This window comes from Shewanella decolorationis S12, from assembly GCF_000485795.1.
Taxonomy (GTDB): Bacteria; Pseudomonadota; Gammaproteobacteria; order Enterobacterales; family Shewanellaceae; genus Shewanella; species Shewanella decolorationis.
The window spans coordinates 42608-62044 of sequence record NZ_AXZL01000050.1 but is presented as its reverse complement, the minus strand read 5'-3'; the positions used below and the strand labels follow the sequence as shown (position 1 = coordinate 62044).

Annotated in this window: 17 protein-coding genes; 3 read left to right on the top strand and 14 right to left on the bottom strand. The window is 47.3% G+C overall.

Going from position 1 to position 19437, the window contains the following annotated elements:
* Nucleotides 1–24: 24 nt before the first annotated feature.
* The 11 genes from atpA to mioC form a co-directional block, all read right to left on the bottom strand.
* The gene (gene atpA, locus SHD_RS04610; protein ID WP_011718834.1) at nucleotides 25–1566 is read right to left on the bottom strand and encodes a F0F1 ATP synthase subunit alpha; all 1542 of its coding nucleotides are present in this window, start codon (nucleotides 1564–1566) and stop codon (nucleotides 25–27) included.
* Between the two features lie 14 nt (nucleotides 1567–1580).
* Entirely contained in the window at nucleotides 1581–2114 is a 534-nt protein-coding gene (atpH, locus tag SHD_RS04605; RefSeq protein WP_011718835.1) for a F0F1 ATP synthase subunit delta, read from the bottom strand.
* Between the two features lie 16 nt (nucleotides 2115–2130).
* A complete protein-coding gene (atpF, locus tag SHD_RS04600) occupies nucleotides 2131–2601 on the bottom strand; it encodes a F0F1 ATP synthase subunit B (RefSeq protein ID WP_011624650.1) in 471 nt (156 codons plus the stop codon).
* A gap of 38 nt (nucleotides 2602–2639) precedes the next feature.
* Nucleotides 2640–2891, bottom strand: a complete 252-nt coding sequence (gene atpE, locus SHD_RS04595) for a F0F1 ATP synthase subunit C (RefSeq protein WP_006083840.1) — start codon at nucleotides 2889–2891, stop codon at nucleotides 2640–2642.
* A gap of 70 nt (nucleotides 2892–2961) precedes the next feature.
* Entirely contained in the window at nucleotides 2962–3756 is a 795-nt protein-coding gene (gene atpB, locus SHD_RS04590; protein WP_023266058.1) for a F0F1 ATP synthase subunit A, read from the bottom strand.
* 12 nt (nucleotides 3757–3768) lie between these two features.
* Nucleotides 3769–4152 (bottom strand): ATP synthase subunit I, encoded by a 384-nt coding sequence (locus tag SHD_RS04585; protein ID WP_011718838.1) that lies wholly within the window; start codon nucleotides 4150–4152, stop codon nucleotides 3769–3771.
* 225 nt (nucleotides 4153–4377) lie between these two features.
* On the bottom strand, nucleotides 4378–5256 hold the full coding sequence (locus SHD_RS04580; RefSeq protein ID WP_011718839.1) for a ParB/RepB/Spo0J family partition protein: 879 nt from the start codon (nucleotides 5254–5256) through the stop codon (nucleotides 4378–4380).
* 9 nt (nucleotides 5257–5265) lie between these two features.
* The gene (locus SHD_RS04575; protein ID WP_011718840.1) at nucleotides 5266–6054 is read right to left on the bottom strand and encodes a ParA family protein; all 789 of its coding nucleotides are present in this window, start codon (nucleotides 6052–6054) and stop codon (nucleotides 5266–5268) included.
* 74 nt (nucleotides 6055–6128) lie between these two features.
* On the bottom strand, nucleotides 6129–6749 hold the full coding sequence (gene rsmG / locus SHD_RS04570; protein WP_023266056.1) for a 16S rRNA (guanine(527)-N(7))-methyltransferase RsmG: 621 nt from the start codon (nucleotides 6747–6749) through the stop codon (nucleotides 6129–6131).
* A gap of 117 nt (nucleotides 6750–6866) precedes the next feature.
* Nucleotides 6867–8756, bottom strand: a complete 1890-nt coding sequence (gene mnmG / locus SHD_RS04565; RefSeq protein WP_023266055.1) for a tRNA uridine-5-carboxymethylaminomethyl(34) synthesis enzyme MnmG — start codon at nucleotides 8754–8756, stop codon at nucleotides 6867–6869.
* 440 nt (nucleotides 8757–9196) lie between these two features.
* Nucleotides 9197–9637: an FMN-binding protein MioC gene (gene mioC / locus SHD_RS04560; protein WP_011715300.1), complete on the bottom strand. Its 441-nt coding sequence runs from the start codon at nucleotides 9635–9637 to the stop codon at nucleotides 9197–9199.
* Nucleotides 9638–9814: 177 nt separating this feature from the next.
* Here mioC and SHD_RS04555 point away from each other — a divergent pair, with 177 nt between their 5' ends.
* Nucleotides 9815–11362 carry a POT family MFS transporter gene (locus SHD_RS04555; protein ID WP_023266054.1) on the top strand — a complete coding sequence of 516 codons (1548 nt, stop codon included), beginning with the start codon at nucleotides 9815–9817 and terminating at the stop codon, nucleotides 11360–11362.
* 177 nt (nucleotides 11363–11539) lie between these two features.
* On the opposite strand, the gene SHD_RS04550 is transcribed toward SHD_RS04555, so the two are convergent.
* Entirely contained in the window at nucleotides 11540–14671 is a 3132-nt protein-coding gene (locus SHD_RS04550; RefSeq protein WP_023266053.1) for a multidrug efflux RND transporter permease subunit, read from the bottom strand.
* A 14-nt stretch (nucleotides 14672–14685) separates the two neighbouring features.
* Nucleotides 14686–15840 carry an efflux RND transporter periplasmic adaptor subunit gene (locus SHD_RS04545; RefSeq protein WP_023266052.1) on the bottom strand — a complete coding sequence of 385 codons (1155 nt, stop codon included), beginning with the start codon at nucleotides 15838–15840 and terminating at the stop codon, nucleotides 14686–14688.
* A 161-nt stretch (nucleotides 15841–16001) separates the two neighbouring features.
* Here SHD_RS04545 and SHD_RS04540 point away from each other — a divergent pair, with 161 nt between their 5' ends.
* Nucleotides 16002–16730 (top strand): response regulator, encoded by a 729-nt coding sequence (locus tag SHD_RS04540; RefSeq protein ID WP_023266051.1) that lies wholly within the window; start codon nucleotides 16002–16004, stop codon nucleotides 16728–16730.
* Nucleotides 16727–17794 (top strand): ATP-binding protein, encoded by a 1068-nt coding sequence (locus SHD_RS04535; RefSeq protein ID WP_023266050.1) that lies wholly within the window; start codon nucleotides 16727–16729, stop codon nucleotides 17792–17794. Before SHD_RS04540 ends, SHD_RS04535 begins: the two co-directional genes overlap by 4 nt.
* A 194-nt stretch (nucleotides 17795–17988) precedes the next feature.
* On the opposite strand, the gene mnmE is transcribed toward SHD_RS04535, so the two are convergent.
* Entirely contained in the window at nucleotides 17989–19350 is a 1362-nt protein-coding gene (gene mnmE / locus SHD_RS04530) for a tRNA uridine-5-carboxymethylaminomethyl(34) synthesis GTPase MnmE (RefSeq protein WP_039977556.1), read from the bottom strand.
* Nucleotides 19351–19437: the final 87 nt, after the last annotated feature.

Genomic DNA, 19437 nt, shown 5'->3' with positions numbered 1-19437 from the left:
TGCCTTAAGACACCTCTATCATTGTTACCAGGTTTGGGTTGCTACGAACTTGTCGAGGCCAGCTTTTAATTCAGCTTCGATATCGGCGTTATAATCGCCAGTCTCGTTGATAAGCTTGATTAAAGCAGCATGCTCGCTGTTCATGTACGAGAGCAGAGCGGCTTCGAAATCACCAACTTTTTTCAGCTCAACGCCCTTCAGGTAACCTTTTTCAGCTGCGAAAATTGACACAGCTTGAGCGGCTACGCTCATAGGAGCATATTGTTTTTGCTTCATCAGTTCGGTAACACGCACACCATGCTCAAGTTGAGCACGAGTTGCATCGTCTAAGTCAGATGCAAACTGTGAGAACGCAGCAAGTTCACGATACTGTGCTAGAGCGGTACGGATACCACCAGACAGTTTCTTGATGATCTTAGTCTGAGCCGCACCACCAACACGAGAAACAGAAATACCTGGGTTAACCGCTGGACGTAAACCAGAGTTAAACAGATCGGTCTCAAGGAAGATCTGACCGTCAGTAATAGAAATTACGTTGGTCGGTACGAATGCAGATACGTCACCCGCCTGAGTTTCAATAATAGGCAGCGCGGTTAAAGAACCGGTTTGACCTGTTACAGCACCCTTAGTGAACTTCTCTACATATTCTTCGTTTACGCGTGAAGCACGCTCTAATAAACGAGAGTGTAGATAGAATACGTCACCAGGATAAGCTTCACGGCCTGGTGGACGCTTAAGCAGTAACGAGATCTGACGGTAAGCAACAGCTTGCTTAGACAGGTCATCGTATACGATCAGAGCATCTTCACCGCGGTCGCGGAAGTATTCACCCATAGCACAACCAGAGTATGGTGCTAAGTATTGCAGTGCTGCAGCTTCAGAAGCTGTTGCGACTACAACGATAGTGTTAGCTAATGCACCGTGCTCTTCTAGCTTGCGTACTACGTTAGCGATAGTAGAAGCCTTTTGGCCTACTGCTACGTACACGCATTTGATGCCAGAATCGCGCTGGTTGATGATTGCGTCGATCGCCATCGCTGTTTTACCAGTTTGACGGTCGCCAATGATCAATTCACGTTGGCCACGACCGATTGGGATCATAGCGTCAACGGCTTTATAACCAGTTTGAACTGGTTGATCTACTGACTTACGCTCGATAACACCTGGTGCGATCACTTCAACAGGAGAGAAACCATCGTTATCGATAGCGCCTTTTCCGTCAATTGGCTCACCCAGAGTGTTAACTACACGGCCTAACAGGCCGCGACCGACTGGAACTTCCAGAATACGGCCAGTAGTTTTAACTTTTACGCCCTCTGCTAAATCAGCATAAGGACCCATTACTACGGCACCGACAGAATCACGTTCAAGGTTCAACGCGATTGCAAAACGGCTACCAGGCAGTTCGATCATTTCACCTTGCATCACATCGGCCAGGCCGTGGATGCGGATAATGCCGTCACTTACCGCAACGATAGTACCTTCGTTACGAGATTCGCTAACGACTTCGAACTGCTCGATCCGCTGCTTAATCAGATCGCTGATTTCAGTGGAATTCAGTTGCATGCTCAAACTCCCAATTACGACTGCAGCTTTTCAGACAGACGCGATAACTTACCGCGGACAGAGCCATCAATGACTAAGTCACCTGCCTTAATAATTACACCGGCGATGAGCGCGGCGTCAGTGCTGCAATTCAGCTTAACTTTGCGTGCGAGACGTTTCTCTAAAGAATTACTGATCTGCTGCTGTTGTTCAGAGCTGAGCTCAGCTGCAGAAACCACATCGGCTTCCACTTCTTTTGCCCACTCATTACGGTATTGAGCAAAAAGCTCAGATACAGCAGGTAGTACCTTTAAGCGACCGTTTTCAGCCATTACCTTTATCAAGTTCTGACCTTGCTCATTGATTTGCTCACCACACACACTAATAAAGAGTGCAGCAAGTTTAGTACTGGCTAAAGAACCAGTTAGCAGTGGCTGCATGGTTTCGTTTTCACTAACCAGTGCGGCGAACGTGAGCATTTCTGCCCAGGTATCCACTGCATTGTGTTCAACAGCAACGTCAAAAGCTGCCTTTGCGTAAGGGCGAGCGATGGTGGTTAATTCAGCCATAACTCAAACTCCCTTATCAAATTTCAGCGACTAGTTTATTAACTATGTCACTGTGGGCGGCTGGATCAATAGAACGCTCAAGGATCTTCTCAGCACCCATGATGGCAAGAGTAGCAACCTGCTTACGCAGATCCTCTTTCACGCGATTACGTTCAGCTTCAATTTCTGCTTTACCCTGAGCGATGATTTTTGCACGCTCAGCGTCTGCTTCGGCTTTAGCTTCTTCAACTATTTGAGCTTTACGCTTGTTAGCTTGCTCAATAATTTCGTTAGCAGTCACCTTGGCTTCTTTTAGTTGGTCAGTCGCTTTCGCTTGAGCCAACTCTAGGTCTTTTACCGCACGATCAGCATCAGCTAGACCGTCAGCAATCCTTTTTTGGCGCGCTTCGATGGCATTCATCAAAGGGGGCCATACAAACTTCATGCAGAACCACACGAAGATGATAAAGGCGACCGTCTGACCGATTAGGGTAGCGTTGAAATTCACAACAGCCTCCTATTTAGAGTTAAGACAGAAGCGTTTTCTTACAGCATTGCACCCAGTGGGTTGGTGAACAGCATGAATAATGCGATACCAACACCGATCATTGTTACGGCGTCTAACAGACCCGCTACGATGAACATTTTAACTTGCAGCATAGGAGCCATTTCTGGTTGACGCGCAGCGCCTTCCAGGAACTTGCCACCTAATAAGCCGAAACCGATTGCAGTACCAAGAGCACCCATACCAATCAGCAGAGCAACAGCGATAGCTGTCATGCCTAAAATCGTTTCCATCTGTATCTCCAGTATCTAAAATCTAAATCTAATTAGTTGATGATTTAGTTTAAAATTTCTTCAGCAATCCTTAATGATCTTCATGGGCCATGCTTAAGTAAACAATGGTCAACATCATGAAGATAAACGCCTGCAGCGTGATAACCAAAATGTGGAAAATTAACCAACCTAGTTGCAGAGTCACACCTAGGGAAGATAATAACAAGTTGGTACCATACATCAGCGCAATAAGGATGAAGATCAACTCACCTGCGTACAAGTTACCGAATAGACGCAATGCCAATGAAATTGGCTTAGCAACTAAAGTAACTGTCTCTAATAGGAGGTTGACGGGTATCATTGCCTTATGGTTAAAGGGCTGTAGCGTCAGTTCTTTAACAAAACCAGACACGCCTTTGACCTTAATGCTGTAGTAAATAATCAGCACAAACACACCAATAGCTAAGCTGAAGGTGATGTTTACGTCAGTTGTCGGAACCACTTTCAAGTATGGAACGCCCGCTAAACTTGCTAACCAAGGCAGCCAGTCAACAGGAAGCATATCCATGAAGTTCATCATGAATACCCATACAAAAATGGTCAGAGCTAAAGGCGCGATCAGGGCATTGCGGCCATGAAAACTTTCTTTCACGCTGTTATCAACGAACTCAACGATCATCTCGATAAAGCATTGCAGCTTACCGGGAACACCTGAAGTCGCTTTTTTACCAACACTACGGAAAATCCACAGGAACAGAACACCAAGACCAACCGAAAAGAACAACGAATCAATGTGCCATGTCCAGAAACCTTCACCAACGTGTAAGTTGGTAAGGTGATGCTGGATATAGCCCTGCGGTGTTAACGCTTCACCAGTTGCAGCCATGATTCATCCCACTTAACTTTGCTTGAAGTATAAAGGTGCTGTCCAATGCACTATCAACGTCAGCACATAACAAACAAAAAGCGGCAAAAATGCCACCTCAAGCTTGCTAAACACCAATGAAAACATTGCGATGGTTAACAGCAACTTTACCGCTTCCCCCCAGTAAAAAGTTTTAATCACTTTTGCAGCTGAACTTGCTCCCGTATGAGAGAAAGCGAGGGTCGCGAATACAAAATTAGGGAGCACAGCAATTGAACCACCTGCTAACGCAGAATAGCCAAACTGAACTCCCCACACGACGAAAAAGAGAATTGAAGCACCCCCAGCCACCGCCGCCTGCATCATCACCAATTTATAGGCTGACCACCGGCCACGACGCGCTAAAACCTTACTCAACTCATCCTCTCCGCATTCATACTTTTTGTTTCGATGACCGGATGACAAATATCCGTATTTTTGTCGATGCACAAAAAGCTTGCGAAAGTATACCTTTTCACGCCTTCATTGCAACTTTGAGATAAGGAAAAACAGCACTTTTAACGTGATATAGCGCCAAAACAGTCAAAACTCAAAATTAACATATGTCACAAATTTACATTAAAAACTGTTAATCTACAGACATTAACGAATTTTGCTAAGAATTCCGTCTAATTCAGCCAGATTCTGATAGTTAATTACAATTTTACCCTTACCCTTACTGCTATGAGCGATCGAAACCTTGGCACCTAATCTTTCAATTAACTGCTGCTCTAAACGACAAACATCTTGATCTTTAGTCGTAGTTTCGACGGGTTTGGGCGGATTTAAGGTTTGATTAATCAATCGTTCAGTTTCCCGAACGGTTAATTCCTTGGCAGCCACTAATCTCGCCAGATTTGTTTGTTCTTCACCCTCAATTGCGAGCAAAGCGCGTGCATGGCCCATATCAATGTCGCCATACTCGAGTAAACGCTTAACCGGTTCATTTAAACCGTTTAGCCGTAACAAATTAGATACACTCGCGCGAGATTTTCCCACAACATCGGCAACCTGTTGGTGAGTCAGCTCAAATTCTTGCATCAAACGTTGTAATGCAATGGCTTCTTCCATGGCATTTAAGTCTTCACGTTGAATGTTTTCAATCAACGCAATGGCGACCGCCGCTTCATCGGGAACTGGTTTAACGATACAAGGGATTTTTTCGACACCCGCCAATTGGGAAGCGCGCCAACGGCGCTCACCGGCGATGATTTCATACTGGCTATCGCTGACAGGACGCACCACAATCGGCTGAATAATGCCTTGATTGCGGATGGAATGGGCGAGTTCTTCTAACGCCTCGGGAGACATGTCCTTACGAGGTTGGTATTTACCCGGTTGTAGCAGGTCCAGATCCAGATGAATAAGTTCTTCTTTTTTATCGACAACAACCACTTCTTCCGTGTGTTTTTTACTCGCGGCGTGGCTGTTACTCAGTAAAGCATCTAAGCCTTTGCCTAACCCTCTTTTCTTTAACGTCATGGTTATCCTTTACGCTCGCTTAGCCTGAGTTTTCTGTTCGGAACGGCGGATCATCTCGCCCGCTAACGCTAAATATGCCTTAGCCCCCGCACTCGATTTATCGTAGTACATGGCAGGAGCACCAAAGCTCGGCGCCTCGGCCAAACGCACATTACGTGGGATCACAGTGCGGTAAACCTTATCACCAAAATGCTGTTTTAGCTGATCGGACACATCATTCGACAGGCGATTACGCGGGTCGTACATGGTCCGCAAAATCCCTTCAATCCCCAAACCAGGATTCACCACCGCCGCTAATTTGGTGATGGTATCAATCAAGGCGGTTAAGCCTTCCAGAGCAAAATACTCACACTGCATTGGCACCAACACGGAATCCGCTGCCGACATGGCATTCACCGTCAACATGTTGAGCGAAGGCGGGCAATCGATAAAAATATAATCGTATTGATCTTTTATTGGTGCGAGCGCATTACGTAACCTCACTTCACGGGCAAAAAACTCCATGAGTTTAATTTCTGCCGCGGTCACATCGCCATTACTGGCAATCAGATCGTATTTCCCCGTGGTGTCTTTGACCACGATCTCATCGAAGGGCTTTTCTTCAACCAGCAATTCGTAAGCCGTGTTTTCGACTTCGTATTTATCGACACCGCTGCCCATGGTGGCATTGCCCTGAGGATCGAGATCGATCAGCAGCACTTTACGCTTAGTCGCGGCTAAAGAGGCGGCTAAGTTGACACAAGTTGTTGTTTTCCCTACGCCACCTTTCTGGTTGGCCACGGCAATTACTTTACCCACAATGTCACCCTGTATGTAAATTCTGGTTTATTGCCTACTTAAAAATCCATGCGAAATGAGGAGCTTTAAGCCTGTTATTCTTTGATTATTTTGAGTAAATGTCTTTGCTCATCGAGTCTAGGCACTTGGAGTTCGATGGTTTCGGTCACCACAAATCCTGCGGGGATTTGTTGCATCTCTTCATCACTCAGTTGTCCCTTGAGCGCATAAAATTGTCCATGCTCGGCAGGCAAATGATGACACCATGTCAACATATCATGGATTGAGGCAAAGGCGCGGCTGAGCACTCCATCGAACTTTTGCTCGGGTTGATAGGCCTCGACTCGGCTTTCTATCGAACTAATATTGTGGATCCCGAGCTCAAAGGCCACTTGCTTTTGAAAACGGATGCGCTTGCCTAAGCTATCGAGCAGCACAAAGGTTTTATCTGGATTCATAATCGCTAAGGGAATGCCAGGCAACCCAGGGCCAGTACCTACATCGATAAAGCGCTCGCCCTGCAAATGGGGCGACACCACTAAGCTGTCCATAATATGACGGACAAGCATCGCCTCAGGATCTCTTACCGAGGTTAAGTTATAGGCTTTATTCCATTTGTTGAGCATGCCAACAAAATCAAGCAGTTGTTTTTTCTGCTCAGCCGTGGCGGGCAGATTAATTTCGGCTAAATAGGCCTCTAACTGGGCAGATAACACTGAACAACCTCAATAAAGATATGATGATAAACTCGCTGGCTATTATGAAGCCCTGAAACGTCGAAGGGAAGCCTGAATGCTTCCCTTCTGCGACCAAACTGGCGATTAAGCTAGCTTTTACGCGCTCTTGCGTAATAAACCGCGTTTTTTCAGATGCACCAGCAGAATTGAAATCGCTGCAGGCGTGATACCAGAGATACGCGATGCTTGGCCAATGGTTTCAGGCTTATGGCTATTTAACTTAGCAATCACCTCATTTGAAAGCCCTGGAACCTCTTTGTAATCAAGGTTCAATGGCAGACCAGTGTTCTCATTGCGTACCGCTTTGTTGATCTCTTCCTGCTGACGTTGGATATAGCCAGAGTATTTCACTTGGATCTGTACCTGCTCAGCAGCGAGCGGATCGGCAAGTCCTGGACCAAAGCCTTCAATCTGCATCAACTTGTTGTAATCCATTTCTGGACGACGCAGCAACTCTTCAAACGACGCTTCACGGGAGATCGGCGTGTTTAAATGCGGATTTAACACTGGCACCAATGGTGAATTTGGATGGATCCATTGGCTACGTAGACGTTGCAGCTCTAACTCGATCGATTCCATTTTTTCACTGAAAGAGGCCCAACGCGCATCATCCACCAGACCCAGTTCACGACCTTTTGCGGTTAAACGCAGATCGGCATTGTCTTCACGCAGCAATAGGCGGTATTCGGCGCGGCTGGTAAACATGCGGTAGGGTTCTTTAGTCCCTAAGGTTGATAAATCGTCAACCAATACACCTATGTAGGCTTCATCACGGCGAGGACACCAAGCTTCTTTGCCCTGAACCTGCAGTGCAGCGTTCATCCCCGCGAGTAAACCTTGAGCGCCGGCTTCTTCGTAACCCGTGGTACCGTTAATTTGGCCCGCGAAGAACAATCCATTGATGGTTTTGGTTTCTAACGAGTTTTTAAGATCCCTTGGATCGAAATAATCGTACTCAATCGCATAACCAGGGCGAACAATCTCAGCATTTTCCATACCTTGGATCGAACGAACCAGATTTAACTGCACATCGAAAGGCAAGCTGGTGGAAATACCGTTAGGGTAGATCTCGTTGGTGTTTAAGCCTTCGGGTTCGATAAAGATCTGGTGTGATGATTTATCTGAAAAACGATGGATCTTGTCTTCGATAGAGGGGCAGTAACGTGGACCAATCCCCTCGATCACACCTGAATACATTGGGCTGCGATCTAAGCCACCACGAATAATATCGTGTGTTTTTTCATTGGTATGGGTGATCCAACAAGAAATTTGTTTCGGATGATGGCTCACATCGCCCATAAACGACATTACAGGTAATGGCGTGTCGCCTTTCTGCTCTGTCATCTGAGTAAAATCGATGGTATTGGCATCGATACGCGGTGGCGTACCGGTTTTTAAACGGCCAACACGGATTGGCAACTCGCGTAAACGGTGGGCGAGTGCGATTGATGGTGGATCGCCAGCACGACCGCCACTGTAGTTTTCTAAACCAATGTGAATCTTACCACTGAGGAAAGTACCCGCGGTTAAGACCACTGCCGGTGCTTCGAAGGCTAAGCCCATTTGGGTCACTACGCCGACTACGCGATCATTCTCAACAACCAGATCATCAACGGCTTGTTGGAAAATACGTAAGTTGGCTTGGTTTTGCAGAATATTTTGGATCTTCTGACGATACAAAGCGCGATCAGCCTGAGCACGAGTCGCTCTTACTGCTGGGCCTTTGCTCGAGTTTAGGGTTCTAAATTGGATCCCTGCATAGTCGGTTGCGATCGCCATTGCACCGCCTAATGCATCGATTTCTTTTACCAGATGACCTTTGCCAATACCGCCGATCGCAGGGTTGCATGACATTTGGCCTAAAGTATCAAGATTATGCGTCAGCAATAATGTCTTAGAGCCCATTCTTGCTGCAGCCAATGCGGCTTCAGTTCCGGCATGACCACCACCTACAACAATAACATCAAACCGTTCATGAAAATGCATGACCCTACCTTTAGTAACTTAAGAGACCCAACGTGAGCCGATCATTTTAGCATTTGCTTTGAATGAGGTGAATGATCATTTTTAGAAAGTGGATCCATAGGATCGGGACTAATAGATCTTAAGATCTTTATATAGATCTTCTTACTATGTTTACTATTAGGATCGCTCTTTCCTGTGGGTAAGCTTATTTTCTTATTTATATCAAATAGTAATGAGCTTTTATTCTTGTGATCTATCCGAGATCTACTGCCAGAAAAGGTGGGGATAGATCGGCTATTTATCCACAAGGGGGATCTTTAAGCAGATCAGGTTGTGAATAGCACAGAGGTTGATCAGATCTAAATAATAGTTTATCCACAAAAATATACATTAAAGTAGTTTTTTGTGGATAAATAAGATCTAAACTGTGGGTGGTTTGGTATGTTTTCCAAGAGAGGATCTTAAATTTGATCTTGCCATTGTGCCAACCACGCTAAAGCTGGGTCTTCTGGCACTGGATCCTGTTGTACATCGATCTGGATCTTATCCACAATGACTTTTGCACCGCTATATTCCAGCGCTTCAACTAACTTTTCTGGGCCTTGGCAAAAGGTGTCATAACTCGAATCGCCAATCGCGCATAAGGCGAACTGAACTTGGGTCAGATCCGGTGTGTTTAGCAGTAGTTCTTTATTAAATGGCTGCAAATTGTCGGGCAGATCGCCTGCGCCATGGGTTGACGAAACGATGATCCAAAGGGGATATGATTGCAATTCATCCAATGTAGGGCTCAAAAAGGTATCGACTTCATGGCCTAATGGAGTGAGCTGGGCCTGCATTTCATCTGCTATATATTCACTGCTGCCGAGGGTGGTGCCGACTAATATCGCGATCTTGGTCATTGTTACTGCTCTCTGTGGTCGTTAATTTCTATCATTTTTGGGGCTTACATCTACTTACAGTGTTTTGCTATATAAATTTACTCACTATTGATTTGCAGTCTGCTAGTATCCTTGGCTGCAATCCTTGTTTTATACATAGGCCGTAAGGTTTTTATAACAATTATAATAGGATAACTGATGACTACTCCTGCTGATGCGCCAAAGTGGCCACGCCAAATACCCTATATTATTGCCAGTGAAGCGTGTGAGCGTTTCAGTTTTTATGGCATGCGCAACATTCTAACACCATTCTTGATGACGGCACTTTTGCTCTCTATTCCCGAAGATCTTCGTGGAGCTGTGGCCAAGGATGTGTTCCACTCGTTCGTGATTGGGGTGTATTTTTTCCCCTTACTCGGTGGTTGGATTGCAGATAGATTCTTTGGTAAGTACAACACTATTCTGTGGTTAAGCTTACTTTACTGTGTGGGCCATGCGTTCTTGGCTATTTTTGAACACAGTGTGCAAGGCTTTTACACCGGCTTATTTTTAATTGCCTTAGGTTCGGGCGGGATTAAGCCTTTAGTTTCTTCGTTTATGGGCGATCAGTTTGATCAGAGCAACAAGTCTTTGGCGCAAAAAGCCTTCGATATGTTCTATTTTACGATCAACTTCGGTTCCTTCTTCGCATCCTTATCTATGCCATTGTTACTCAAAAATTTTGGCGCGGCAGTGGCTTTCGGGATCCCCGGTGTGTTGATGTTTATCGCCACGGTATTTTTCTGGTTAGGCCGCAAACGTTATGTGCATATGCCGCCAGAGCCTAAGGATCCCCATGGATTTTTACCTGTGATCCGCAGCGCTTTGCTTACTAAGCTCGAAGGCAAAGCTAATATCGGTTTAGTGTTAGCCTTAATTGGTGGTGTTTCAGCGGCTTATGCGCTGGTGAATATTCCGACCTTGGGGATTGTGGCTGGTTTATGTAGCGCTATGGTGCTGCTGATGGGATTTGTTGGCATTGGGGCTTCATTGCAGCTTGAGCGCGCTAGGGGAGTTCACCCTGATGCGGCCGTGGATGGCGTACGTTCTGTGCTGCGTATTTTAGTGTTGTTCGCCTTAGTGACGCCATTTTGGTCCTTATTCGATCAAAAGGCGTCGACTTGGATTTTGCAGGCTAACGATATGGTCAAACCTTCATGGTTTGAACCTGCGATGATGCAGGCATTAAACCCGCTGCTAGTGATGCTGTTGATCCCATTCAATAACTTCGTGTTATATCCTGCTATTGAGCGTATGGGCGTTAAATTAACTGCGCTGCGTAAAATGGGGGCGGGGATCGCGATAACTGGCTTAAGCTGGATTGTGGTTGGGACGATTCAGTTGATGATGGACGGTGGCTCGGCGTTGTCTATCTTCTGGCAGATCTTACCTTATGCCTTACTGACTTTTGGTGAAGTATTAGTTTCGGCGACGGGTTTAGAATTTGCCTACAGCCAAGCACCTAAGGCGATGAAGGGTACGATTATGAGTTTTTGGACCTTATCGGTTACCGTCGGTAACCTTTGGGTATTACTCGCCAATGTGAGCGTAAAAAGCCCTGCGGTGACGGAACAAATCGTCCAAACCGGGATGAGTGTGACGGCATTCCAAATGTTCTTCTTCGCGGGATTTGCGATCTTGGCGGCGGTCATCTTCGCGCTCTATGCTAGGTCCTATCAAATGCAGGATCACTACCGTCAGGTATGATGCTCTAAGCCTTTTGAATAATTAGCGATAAAAATCAGCCCCTTGATTTAAAAACAAGGGGCTGATTATTTTAATACTTATTGAATTTTCAAGAAGCAGGAGTTGAGCCTATTTGCGAAGGCTGTTACTGAACCAAAGAGACGTTAGATAGTTGTACTTTTATAAATGTCATTGCGTTTACCCTTTGGCTGTTTTGGTCGTCTTACGTCGACTTAGCCAGATATAAAAACGTTCTTGGCCGCCGATGACAAAGACAAAAAAGATTGGAACAAAGAATATTGCTAGTATGGTTCCGCTAAGCATACCGCCGAAAACGCCGGTGCCGATAGCGTGTTGAGTTTCTGCACTCGCGCCGCTTGCAAGCATCAATGGGACGACGCCAAGGGTGAAAGCTAGCGAAGTCATCAAGATTGGACGCAGACGCAGCTGTGCAGCGGTTACTGCTGCATCGACCAAACTGTGTCCCTCGGCGTGTAATTGGCGGGCAAATTCGACGATAAGTATGGCGTTTTTCGCCGATAAGCCAATGATGGTAATCATCCCCACCTTGAAAAACACGTCATTAGGCATGCCTCGTAGCATAACCGCTGCCACGGCTCCTATGAGTCCCAGCGGTACTACCAGCATTACCGATAGCGGAATCGACCAGCTCTCGTACAGTGCAGCAAGAACCAAAAATACAACAAGCGCAGATAACAGCATCAGCAGCGGCGCCTGTGCAGCCGATTGGCGCTCCTGTAATGATGCCCCTGTCCACGCTATCGCATAGCCTGGTGGTAACTGTGCCACTAGGCGTTCCATTTCTGCCATGGAGGCTCCGCTGGAAATGCCTGGCGCAGCACCTCCCGAAATTCGCACTGCCGGAAAGCCTTGAAAGCGCATCATTTGTTGTGGCGATTCACTCCATTTGGGTGTCACGACTTCTCGCAGTGGTACCATGCCACCGCTAGAATTACGTACCCGCAGGCTTAGTACGTCATCTAGCTGCATACGTGCAGATGCTTCCGCTTGCAGAATGACCTGCTGCATACGTCCATTATTTGGAAAATCATTGACATACATAGATCCCATTGCCGCCGAAAGCGTGCTGCTTACCGCTGCGAAAGACAGACCCATAGCCTCGGCTTTTAGTCGATTGATATCTAGGTTAATGCTTTCACCGGGCGGTAAACCATCTGGGTAGACATTGCTAACCACCTTGCTTTGAGCCGCTAACTCGAGCAGTTGCGCCTGTGCAGCAAGTAACGCCGTTTCACCACGGTTGGCTCTATCTTGCAGGTATAGAGTGAAGCCTGATGAAGTCCCCAGCTCGTCGATGGCAGGTGGCATCAGGCTCATGACAGTGCCTTCGACGTTATCTGCCATAGCTTGTTGTGCAAGTTCTGCTTCCTCTGCCGCAGTGGCACCATTACGTTTATCCCAATCTTTGAGCATAGTGAAAGCCATGGCGGCGTTTGGGCCTGAGCCTGCAAAGCTAAAGCCCTGTACTACCATGTTGGCATCCAATGCTGGGCGAGTAGCAACGTGCGCTTCATATTTTTTAACCACTTCCAGTGTACGTTCGCTCGTTGCGCCTGTGGGTAATTGGATGGAGGTCATGAAGTAGCCTTGATCTTCGTCGGGTAGGAAGGACGAAGGTAATTCCTTAACCGCTAATACGAGTACAGCGCAGATCACTGCAAATGCCGCCATCATCCGCCCACTACGCCCTACCAAGTATACTAACCGTGCACTGTAACGATCCGTCAAGCGTTCGAAGGCGCGGTTAAAAGCACCAAAAAATCCGCTTTTGTGTTGGTGATCTGCACTGACCGGACGCAGTAGTGTTGAACATAGGGCTGGAGTTAAAGACAGGGCGAGGAAGGCCGAAATTAGGATTGACACCGCCATAGACAAACTAAATTGTTGGTAGATAACACCCACCGATCCGCTACCAAAGGCCATGGGAATAAACACCGCCGTTAGTACTAAGGTTATACCAATTACCGCACCGGTAATTTCCTTCATCGCCCGTGAGGTTGCTTCTTTGGGGGATAATCCTTGGGTCGCCATCAGCCGTTCCACGTTTTCAACCACTACAATAGCGTCGTCAACAATAATGCCAATGGCCAATACCATGCCAAACATAGTCAGCGAATTTATTGAAAAACCCGCCAGCAACATTACGGCAAAGGTTCCGAGCAATGCGATGGGAGCAACGATGGCTGGAATTAGCGTGTAGCGCAGCTTCTGCAAGAACAGGAACATGACCAGAAACACTAAGACCATAGCTTCAAACAGGGTATAGATTACTTTTTCGATAGACACTTTGACGAAGGGCGCGGTGTCGAAGGGCACCGAATAGCTCATGCCTGAGGGCATGCTGGTTGCTAGTTCGGCTAAGCTTTCTCGCACTGCTGAAGCGGTGCGAACGGCGTTGGCGCCTGGGGATAGTTGAATTGCGGCACTGGTTGCCGTTACGCCATTCTCACGGTTCGAAAAACCATAGGACTGAGCGCCCAGCTCAACTCTAGCCACATCAGCCAACACCAATTTGGCGCCATCGACACTGGAACGTAGGACAATTGCGGCGAACTCCTCGGGTGTGGTCAGTTGTCCTTGTACGGTCAATGGGACTGTTAGGCGTTGTCCTGACAAGGCTGGTTCATCACCGAGTCGGCCAGGGGCGATTTGTGCGTTCTGCTGTTCAATCGCCAGAGCGAGATCGTTCATTGTCAGGCCATAGGCGGTGAGTTTATTGGGGTCAACCCAGACACGCATGGCTTGCTCTGCACCAAATAATTGCACTCGTCCTACACCGTTGATTCGACGTAGTTCCTCAACAACATTTCGCGCCAAATAGTCGTTTAGCGCGACTTCGTCAAATTGACCATTAGGTGACGTCATGCCAATCATCATCAGAAAGCTCGATGCCGCCGACTCAACCTGCAGACCGCTCTGCCGTACTACTTGAGGTAAGCGTGGTTCGACTGTCTTAATGCGATTTTGCACATCAACTTGGGCAAGTTCCGCATCTGTGCCCGGTTTGAAGGTGGCGGTAATTTGTGCACTTCCTGAGCTGTCAACTGATGATTCAAAGTACAGTAGGTTTTTTACCCCCGATAGTTCACGCTCGACAAGGCTTATCACAGAGTCATTAAGTGTCTGTGGCGTGGCGCCTGGATAAGCGGCATAAATGCTCACGGACACGGGGGCAACCGAAGGGTAGCGAGAGATAGGTAATTGCGGAATCGAGATGACACCAATCAGTACGATAAAGAGGGCTATCACCCATGCAAATACTGGGCGGTTAATAAAAAACTGTGGCATGGTGTGTCTCCAAATCAGCGCACATCGGCACTTAGTTGCTGCTCTACGGTGGGTTGCCAAGGCCGAGCATGAACCTGCGCATCAGGACTTAGGCGTTCGATGCCTTCAACGACTATCTGCTGGCCAGCAGATAGTCCTGATATCACGCGGTAGCGGCCAGCCACTAGCTCATCGACATTAATTGCCATAGGCTGTACCTTGCCCTCCGCATTAAGTACCCACACTTGGGGTTGACCCGCCTTACGAGTGACCGTCTGTTGTGGCACTCTCAGAGTGGAAGGATAGTAAGCCTTTGGGATCCGAGCTTTTACAAAAAGACCGGGCAATAGCCGATGTTGTGGATTATCAACGAGTACACGCAGCAGTACATCGCCAGTACCTATATCCACCTCGGAGCCCGAAAATAAGATATGACCTTTCATACCAAGAGGCTCACCGCTGCTGCTTAGGATCTCTACTCTTAACTCAGGGGTAGCTTCGTTTGCTTGCTGACGCATGCTGTCTAACATTGATGCAGGCAGACGAACATCTACATACACTTGGTCAATTTGTTGGATCCTCGCCATTGGGGTGGTATCAGTCGGTGAAACTAAGGCTCCTTCACTCACTAAGGCTTGATCAATTTTCCCTGATATAGGGGCTTTAACGCTGGCAAATTCTAAATCTAACTGGCGCCGCGTAAGTGTCGCTTGGGATTGGGCGACATCTGCTGCGGCTTGATCGCGCAGGGAAATTGCATCATCAAACATTTGTTGGCTAACCGCTTCGGTTTTTAACAGGGAAGCCAAGCGTGCCGTTTCCTGGCGAGAACGAACCAATACGGCTTCGGCTCGCTGCAAGGCAGCCGCCGCAATAGCAACATCGGCTTTAAATTGTGCAGGATCAATTTGGAATAGCACTGTGCCAGATGTTACCTCGCTGCCTTGTTCGAACAGACGATGTTGAACTATGCCGCTAACTTGCGCGCGGATCTCAGCACTGCGAACAGCAACAACGCGACCAGGTAGATCTTCAGTGACCAATAGTGATTCGTTATCCAGTGTGATGACAGAAACCTGAATTAGAGAGGGGGAATTTTCCTCCTGCTCCGCTGAGTCGCAACCCATCAATCCCATTACGGCAATTCCGACTAGGAATACCAAGTTTAAATGCCGTTTTTTGCTGAACATAACCAACTCTCCTCAATGTGCTACGTTCTCACTGATGACATCTACCAATGCCTGAGAACTCACTGAATTATGACGGGTCGCTATTGCGAATTATTCGAGGCTTTGTGGAGAATGTGTGGAGGGAGTGATAAAGTTCTTCAATTTCAGCCTTGGAGCTATTCATGTCCAATCTCAATGCCACAAAAAGTCAGATGACTTCGGCACTTGTACTGATTGCCGAAGATGAAGCCGAGATTGCCGAGATCCTGATTGCCTATTTACAGCGTAGTGGGCTGCGAACTCAACACGCTACGGATGGTATTCAAGCATTAGCCATGCACGATACATTTAAGCCCGATCTGTTGTTGCTTGATGTACAGATGCCTAATCTCGATGGCTGGAAGGTATTGAATGAAATTCGCTCCCGTGGCGATACTCCAGTGATCATGCTCACCGCGCTTGACCAAGATATCGATAAGTTAATGGGGTTACGCCTCGGTGCCGATGACTATGTGGTTAAACCTTTCAATCCTGCTGAGGTGGTCGCGAGGGTTCAGGCTGTGTTGCGACGTGTCCGAATTAACCCGTCTACCAATAGCCAAATATTGCGCGTCGGTCAGTTCCAAATCGACTTAGACAGTCACGAGGCCAGCGTGAATTTGAACGATCAGCAGCAAATACTCGATCTGACTCTCACTGAATTTAAACTGTTAGCCTGTCTGATGCGTGCGCCAAAACGCGTTTTTAGCCGTGAGGAGCTGCTGATTAATTGCTTGCCCGAGGGGGATACTCAGGAACGCACTGTAGATAGTCATATCAGTAAGCTGCGTAAAAAACTTGAAGCACTTAATATTCAAGGAGTACCTCTCAGCGTCTGGGGAGTTGGCTATCGCTTTGGTGGTGAAGTATGAGGCAATCACCGGGTTTACGCAGGCAAATCATTCAATCCTTAGCAGTGATGACGCTAGGGATTATTTTCCTGTCGGTATTTGGTTCCTATGTTTTCTATGCCATTGCGGTGACCTACTTGCCTGGCAGCATATCTGAAACTTGGATGCCTTCTCGGATGGAGATGATCTGGATTGTTTGCACTATTGCCGCCGCATTGGGGATGTCGCTTTTTGTTGCTGTTCGTCTGTCTCGGCGAATCCTCAATCCGTTGAATTCTGTGGCATATAGTCTACGCGAAGTCGCTCTAGGTAAACTCAACGCACGCGCAAAAATGGATCAAGATACTATGGGAGAAACCGCGCAACTGGTCAGTGACTTTAATGCGATGGCTGAGCGATTAGAGTGTATGACCCGAGAGCGGGAGTTTTGGAATGCGGCCATTGCCCATGAGCTTCGCACTCCGGTCACTATTTTGCGTGGTCGATTGCAGGGCTTAGCTGAAGGTGTTTTTAGTCCTAATAGTGAGTTGTTCGAGGGATTGTTACGGCAGGTCGAAGGCCTAAATCACCTGATAGAAGATTTACGAGTGCTTAGCCTCAACGACAGTGGCCACTTAGAGTTACATCGTGTAGAGGTTTGTTTAGCGGATGAACTTAGTGCTGTTATTGAGACCTTTGCAGCGGCTTTAGATGCCAGAGGACTCAAACTTAAGTTGGAACTCGATTCTAGCCTTCAAGTTTACTGTGATGCCATCCGTATCCGTCAGGTGCTAATCGCACTACTAGAAAATGCTCGCCAGCATGCAGATCCCGGCGAGTTAACAGTGCGGCTCTATCATTCGGATGATAATTGCTATCTAAGTGTGGAAGATGAGGGGCCAGGTATCCCTGATGCTGCCGCCAGTTACGTATTCGAAGCATTTCGTAGAGTAGAGCCTTCTCGTTCACGAAAAAGTGGTGGTAGCGGGCTTGGTCTTGCCGTGGTTAAGACTATTATTGAAGCTCACGGCGGCCATGTGGTCTGCCAGCCATCGGGTCGTGGAGGAACAGTATTCGTTCTATTTTGGCCAATTAGACAAGTTTAGGCTTTATTCTTGTCTACTAATATATTTATTTAATAGGTTTTTTTCTTATATTACAAATGTGCTCCAAAATTTATCTTCGGAGCACATACGGAGCAAGAATCGACAAAACCCTTCAAATTGCTTCCCACCCAATAAAACAAAATTATTTTAAAATCATAATGTTGTTTTGATTTGGTTTGATACGTTTTACTATTTTACTTCCCGATACAGAATGAGCTGAAAATTTTGCCCAGTAGATCGTCTGAGGTGAAGCGGCCGGTGATTTCAGACAGGGCTAATTGTGCCATTCTCAGTTCTTCCGCTAACAGTTCTCCTGCGAGGTAAATCTCTAATTGTTCTTTACCGAGTTGCAGATGGCTTGCGGCAATATCTAATGCTTCGAGGTGACGGCGACGGGCGATAAAGCCACCTTCGAGATTACTCTGATAACCCATCAAGGATTTAAGGTGTTGCTTTAATTCCTCAACGCCAAGGCCGGTTTTAGCCGAGATCCGATACACGCTGTAACCTTTTTCTTCGGTCATGGCGAGGTTCTCACCGGTGAGATCGGCCTTATTGCGGACAACGGTCACGCCTAAATTGGCGGGCAGGCGATTGATAAAATCGGGCCAAATATCATGGGGATCGACCGCATCCGTGGTGGTGCCATCGACCATAAATAACACCCGATCGGCGCTGTTTATTTCGTTCCACGCGCGCTCGATACCGATTTGTTCAACCGTATCTGTGGTGTCGCGCAGGCCTGCGGTATCGATAATATGCAGTGGCATGCCATCTAAATGGATATGCTCGCGTAATACGTCACGGGTGGTGCCGGCAATTTCGGTCACTATCGCTGACTCTTTACCGGCGAGCGCATTAAGCAGGCTAGATTTTCCGGCATTGGGGCGACCAGCAATCACCACTTTCATGCCTTCGCGGATAATAGAGCCTTGCTTGGCACTGGCTTGGACGGCGCTGAGTTTGTCGATGATTTTGTAGAGCGCGTTGGCAATTTTGCCGTCACTTAAAAAGTCGACTTCTTCATCGGGGAAATCAATCGCGGCTTCGACGTATAAACGCAGATGGGTGACTTGATCCACCAGCTCATGGACCTCCTTCGAAAACTCACCCTGTAGTGATTGCAGCGCGCTTTTGGCGGCTTGCTCACTGGTGGCATCGATAAGGTCGGCAATGGCTTCGGCCTGGGTTAAGTCCAGCTTGTCGTTCATAAAGGCTTGTTCGCTAAACTCGCCTGGTTTGGCGATGCGAATGCCTTCGACTTCTAATACGCGCTTGATCAGCATATCGAGGACTATTTGACCACCGTGGCCCTGCAGCTCTAATACATCTTCACCGGTAAATGAATTAGGTCCTTTAAAAAACAGTGCGATACCTTGGTCGATCACTTGGCCTGAAGCATTTTTAAAGTCGCAGTAATCGGCGTAACGGGGTTTAGGTACATGACCCAATACGGCCATGGCCACATTGGTTGCCTTATCACCAGAGATACGAATGATACCCACGCCGCCCCGTCCGGGCGCGGTGGCCTGTGCCACGATAGTGTCAGTTGTCACGGAAATACCCATTAATATCGATCAAATCATCTAAAGGAAAAGGCGGCTCATTAAGCCGCCTTTTTGCATATGCTGAGCCGTTAGCTC

Coding starts and splice junctions, on each gene's coding strand:
- atpA (WP_011718834.1), bottom strand. CDS start 1,566: ATGCAACTGAATTCCACTGAAATCAGCGATCTGATTAAGCAGCGGATC.
- atpH (WP_011718835.1), bottom strand. CDS start 2,114: ATGGCTGAATTAACCACCATCGCTCGCCCTTACGCAAAGGCAGCTTTT.
- atpE (WP_006083840.1), bottom strand. CDS start 2,891: ATGGAAACGATTTTAGGCATGACAGCTATCGCTGTTGCTCTGCTGATT.
- atpB (WP_023266058.1), bottom strand. CDS start 3,756: ATGGCTGCAACTGGTGAAGCGTTAACACCGCAGGGCTATATCCAGCAT.
- SHD_RS04580 (WP_011718839.1), bottom strand. CDS start 5,256: ATGACGTTAAAGAAAAGAGGGTTAGGCAAAGGCTTAGATGCTTTACTG.
- mnmG (WP_023266055.1), bottom strand. CDS start 8,756: ATGCATTTTCATGAACGGTTTGATGTTATTGTTGTAGGTGGTGGTCAT.
- mioC (WP_011715300.1), bottom strand. CDS start 9,637: ATGACCAAGATCGCGATATTAGTCGGCACCACCCTCGGCAGCAGTGAA.
- SHD_RS04555 (WP_023266054.1), top strand. CDS start 9,815: ATGACTACTCCTGCTGATGCGCCAAAGTGGCCACGCCAAATACCCTAT.
- SHD_RS04550 (WP_023266053.1), bottom strand. CDS start 14,671: ATGCCACAGTTTTTTATTAACCGCCCAGTATTTGCATGGGTGATAGCC.
- SHD_RS04545 (WP_023266052.1), bottom strand. CDS start 15,840: ATGTTCAGCAAAAAACGGCATTTAAACTTGGTATTCCTAGTCGGAATT.
- SHD_RS04540 (WP_023266051.1), top strand. CDS start 16,002: ATGTCCAATCTCAATGCCACAAAAAGTCAGATGACTTCGGCACTTGTA.
- SHD_RS04535 (WP_023266050.1), top strand. CDS start 16,727: ATGAGGCAATCACCGGGTTTACGCAGGCAAATCATTCAATCCTTAGCA.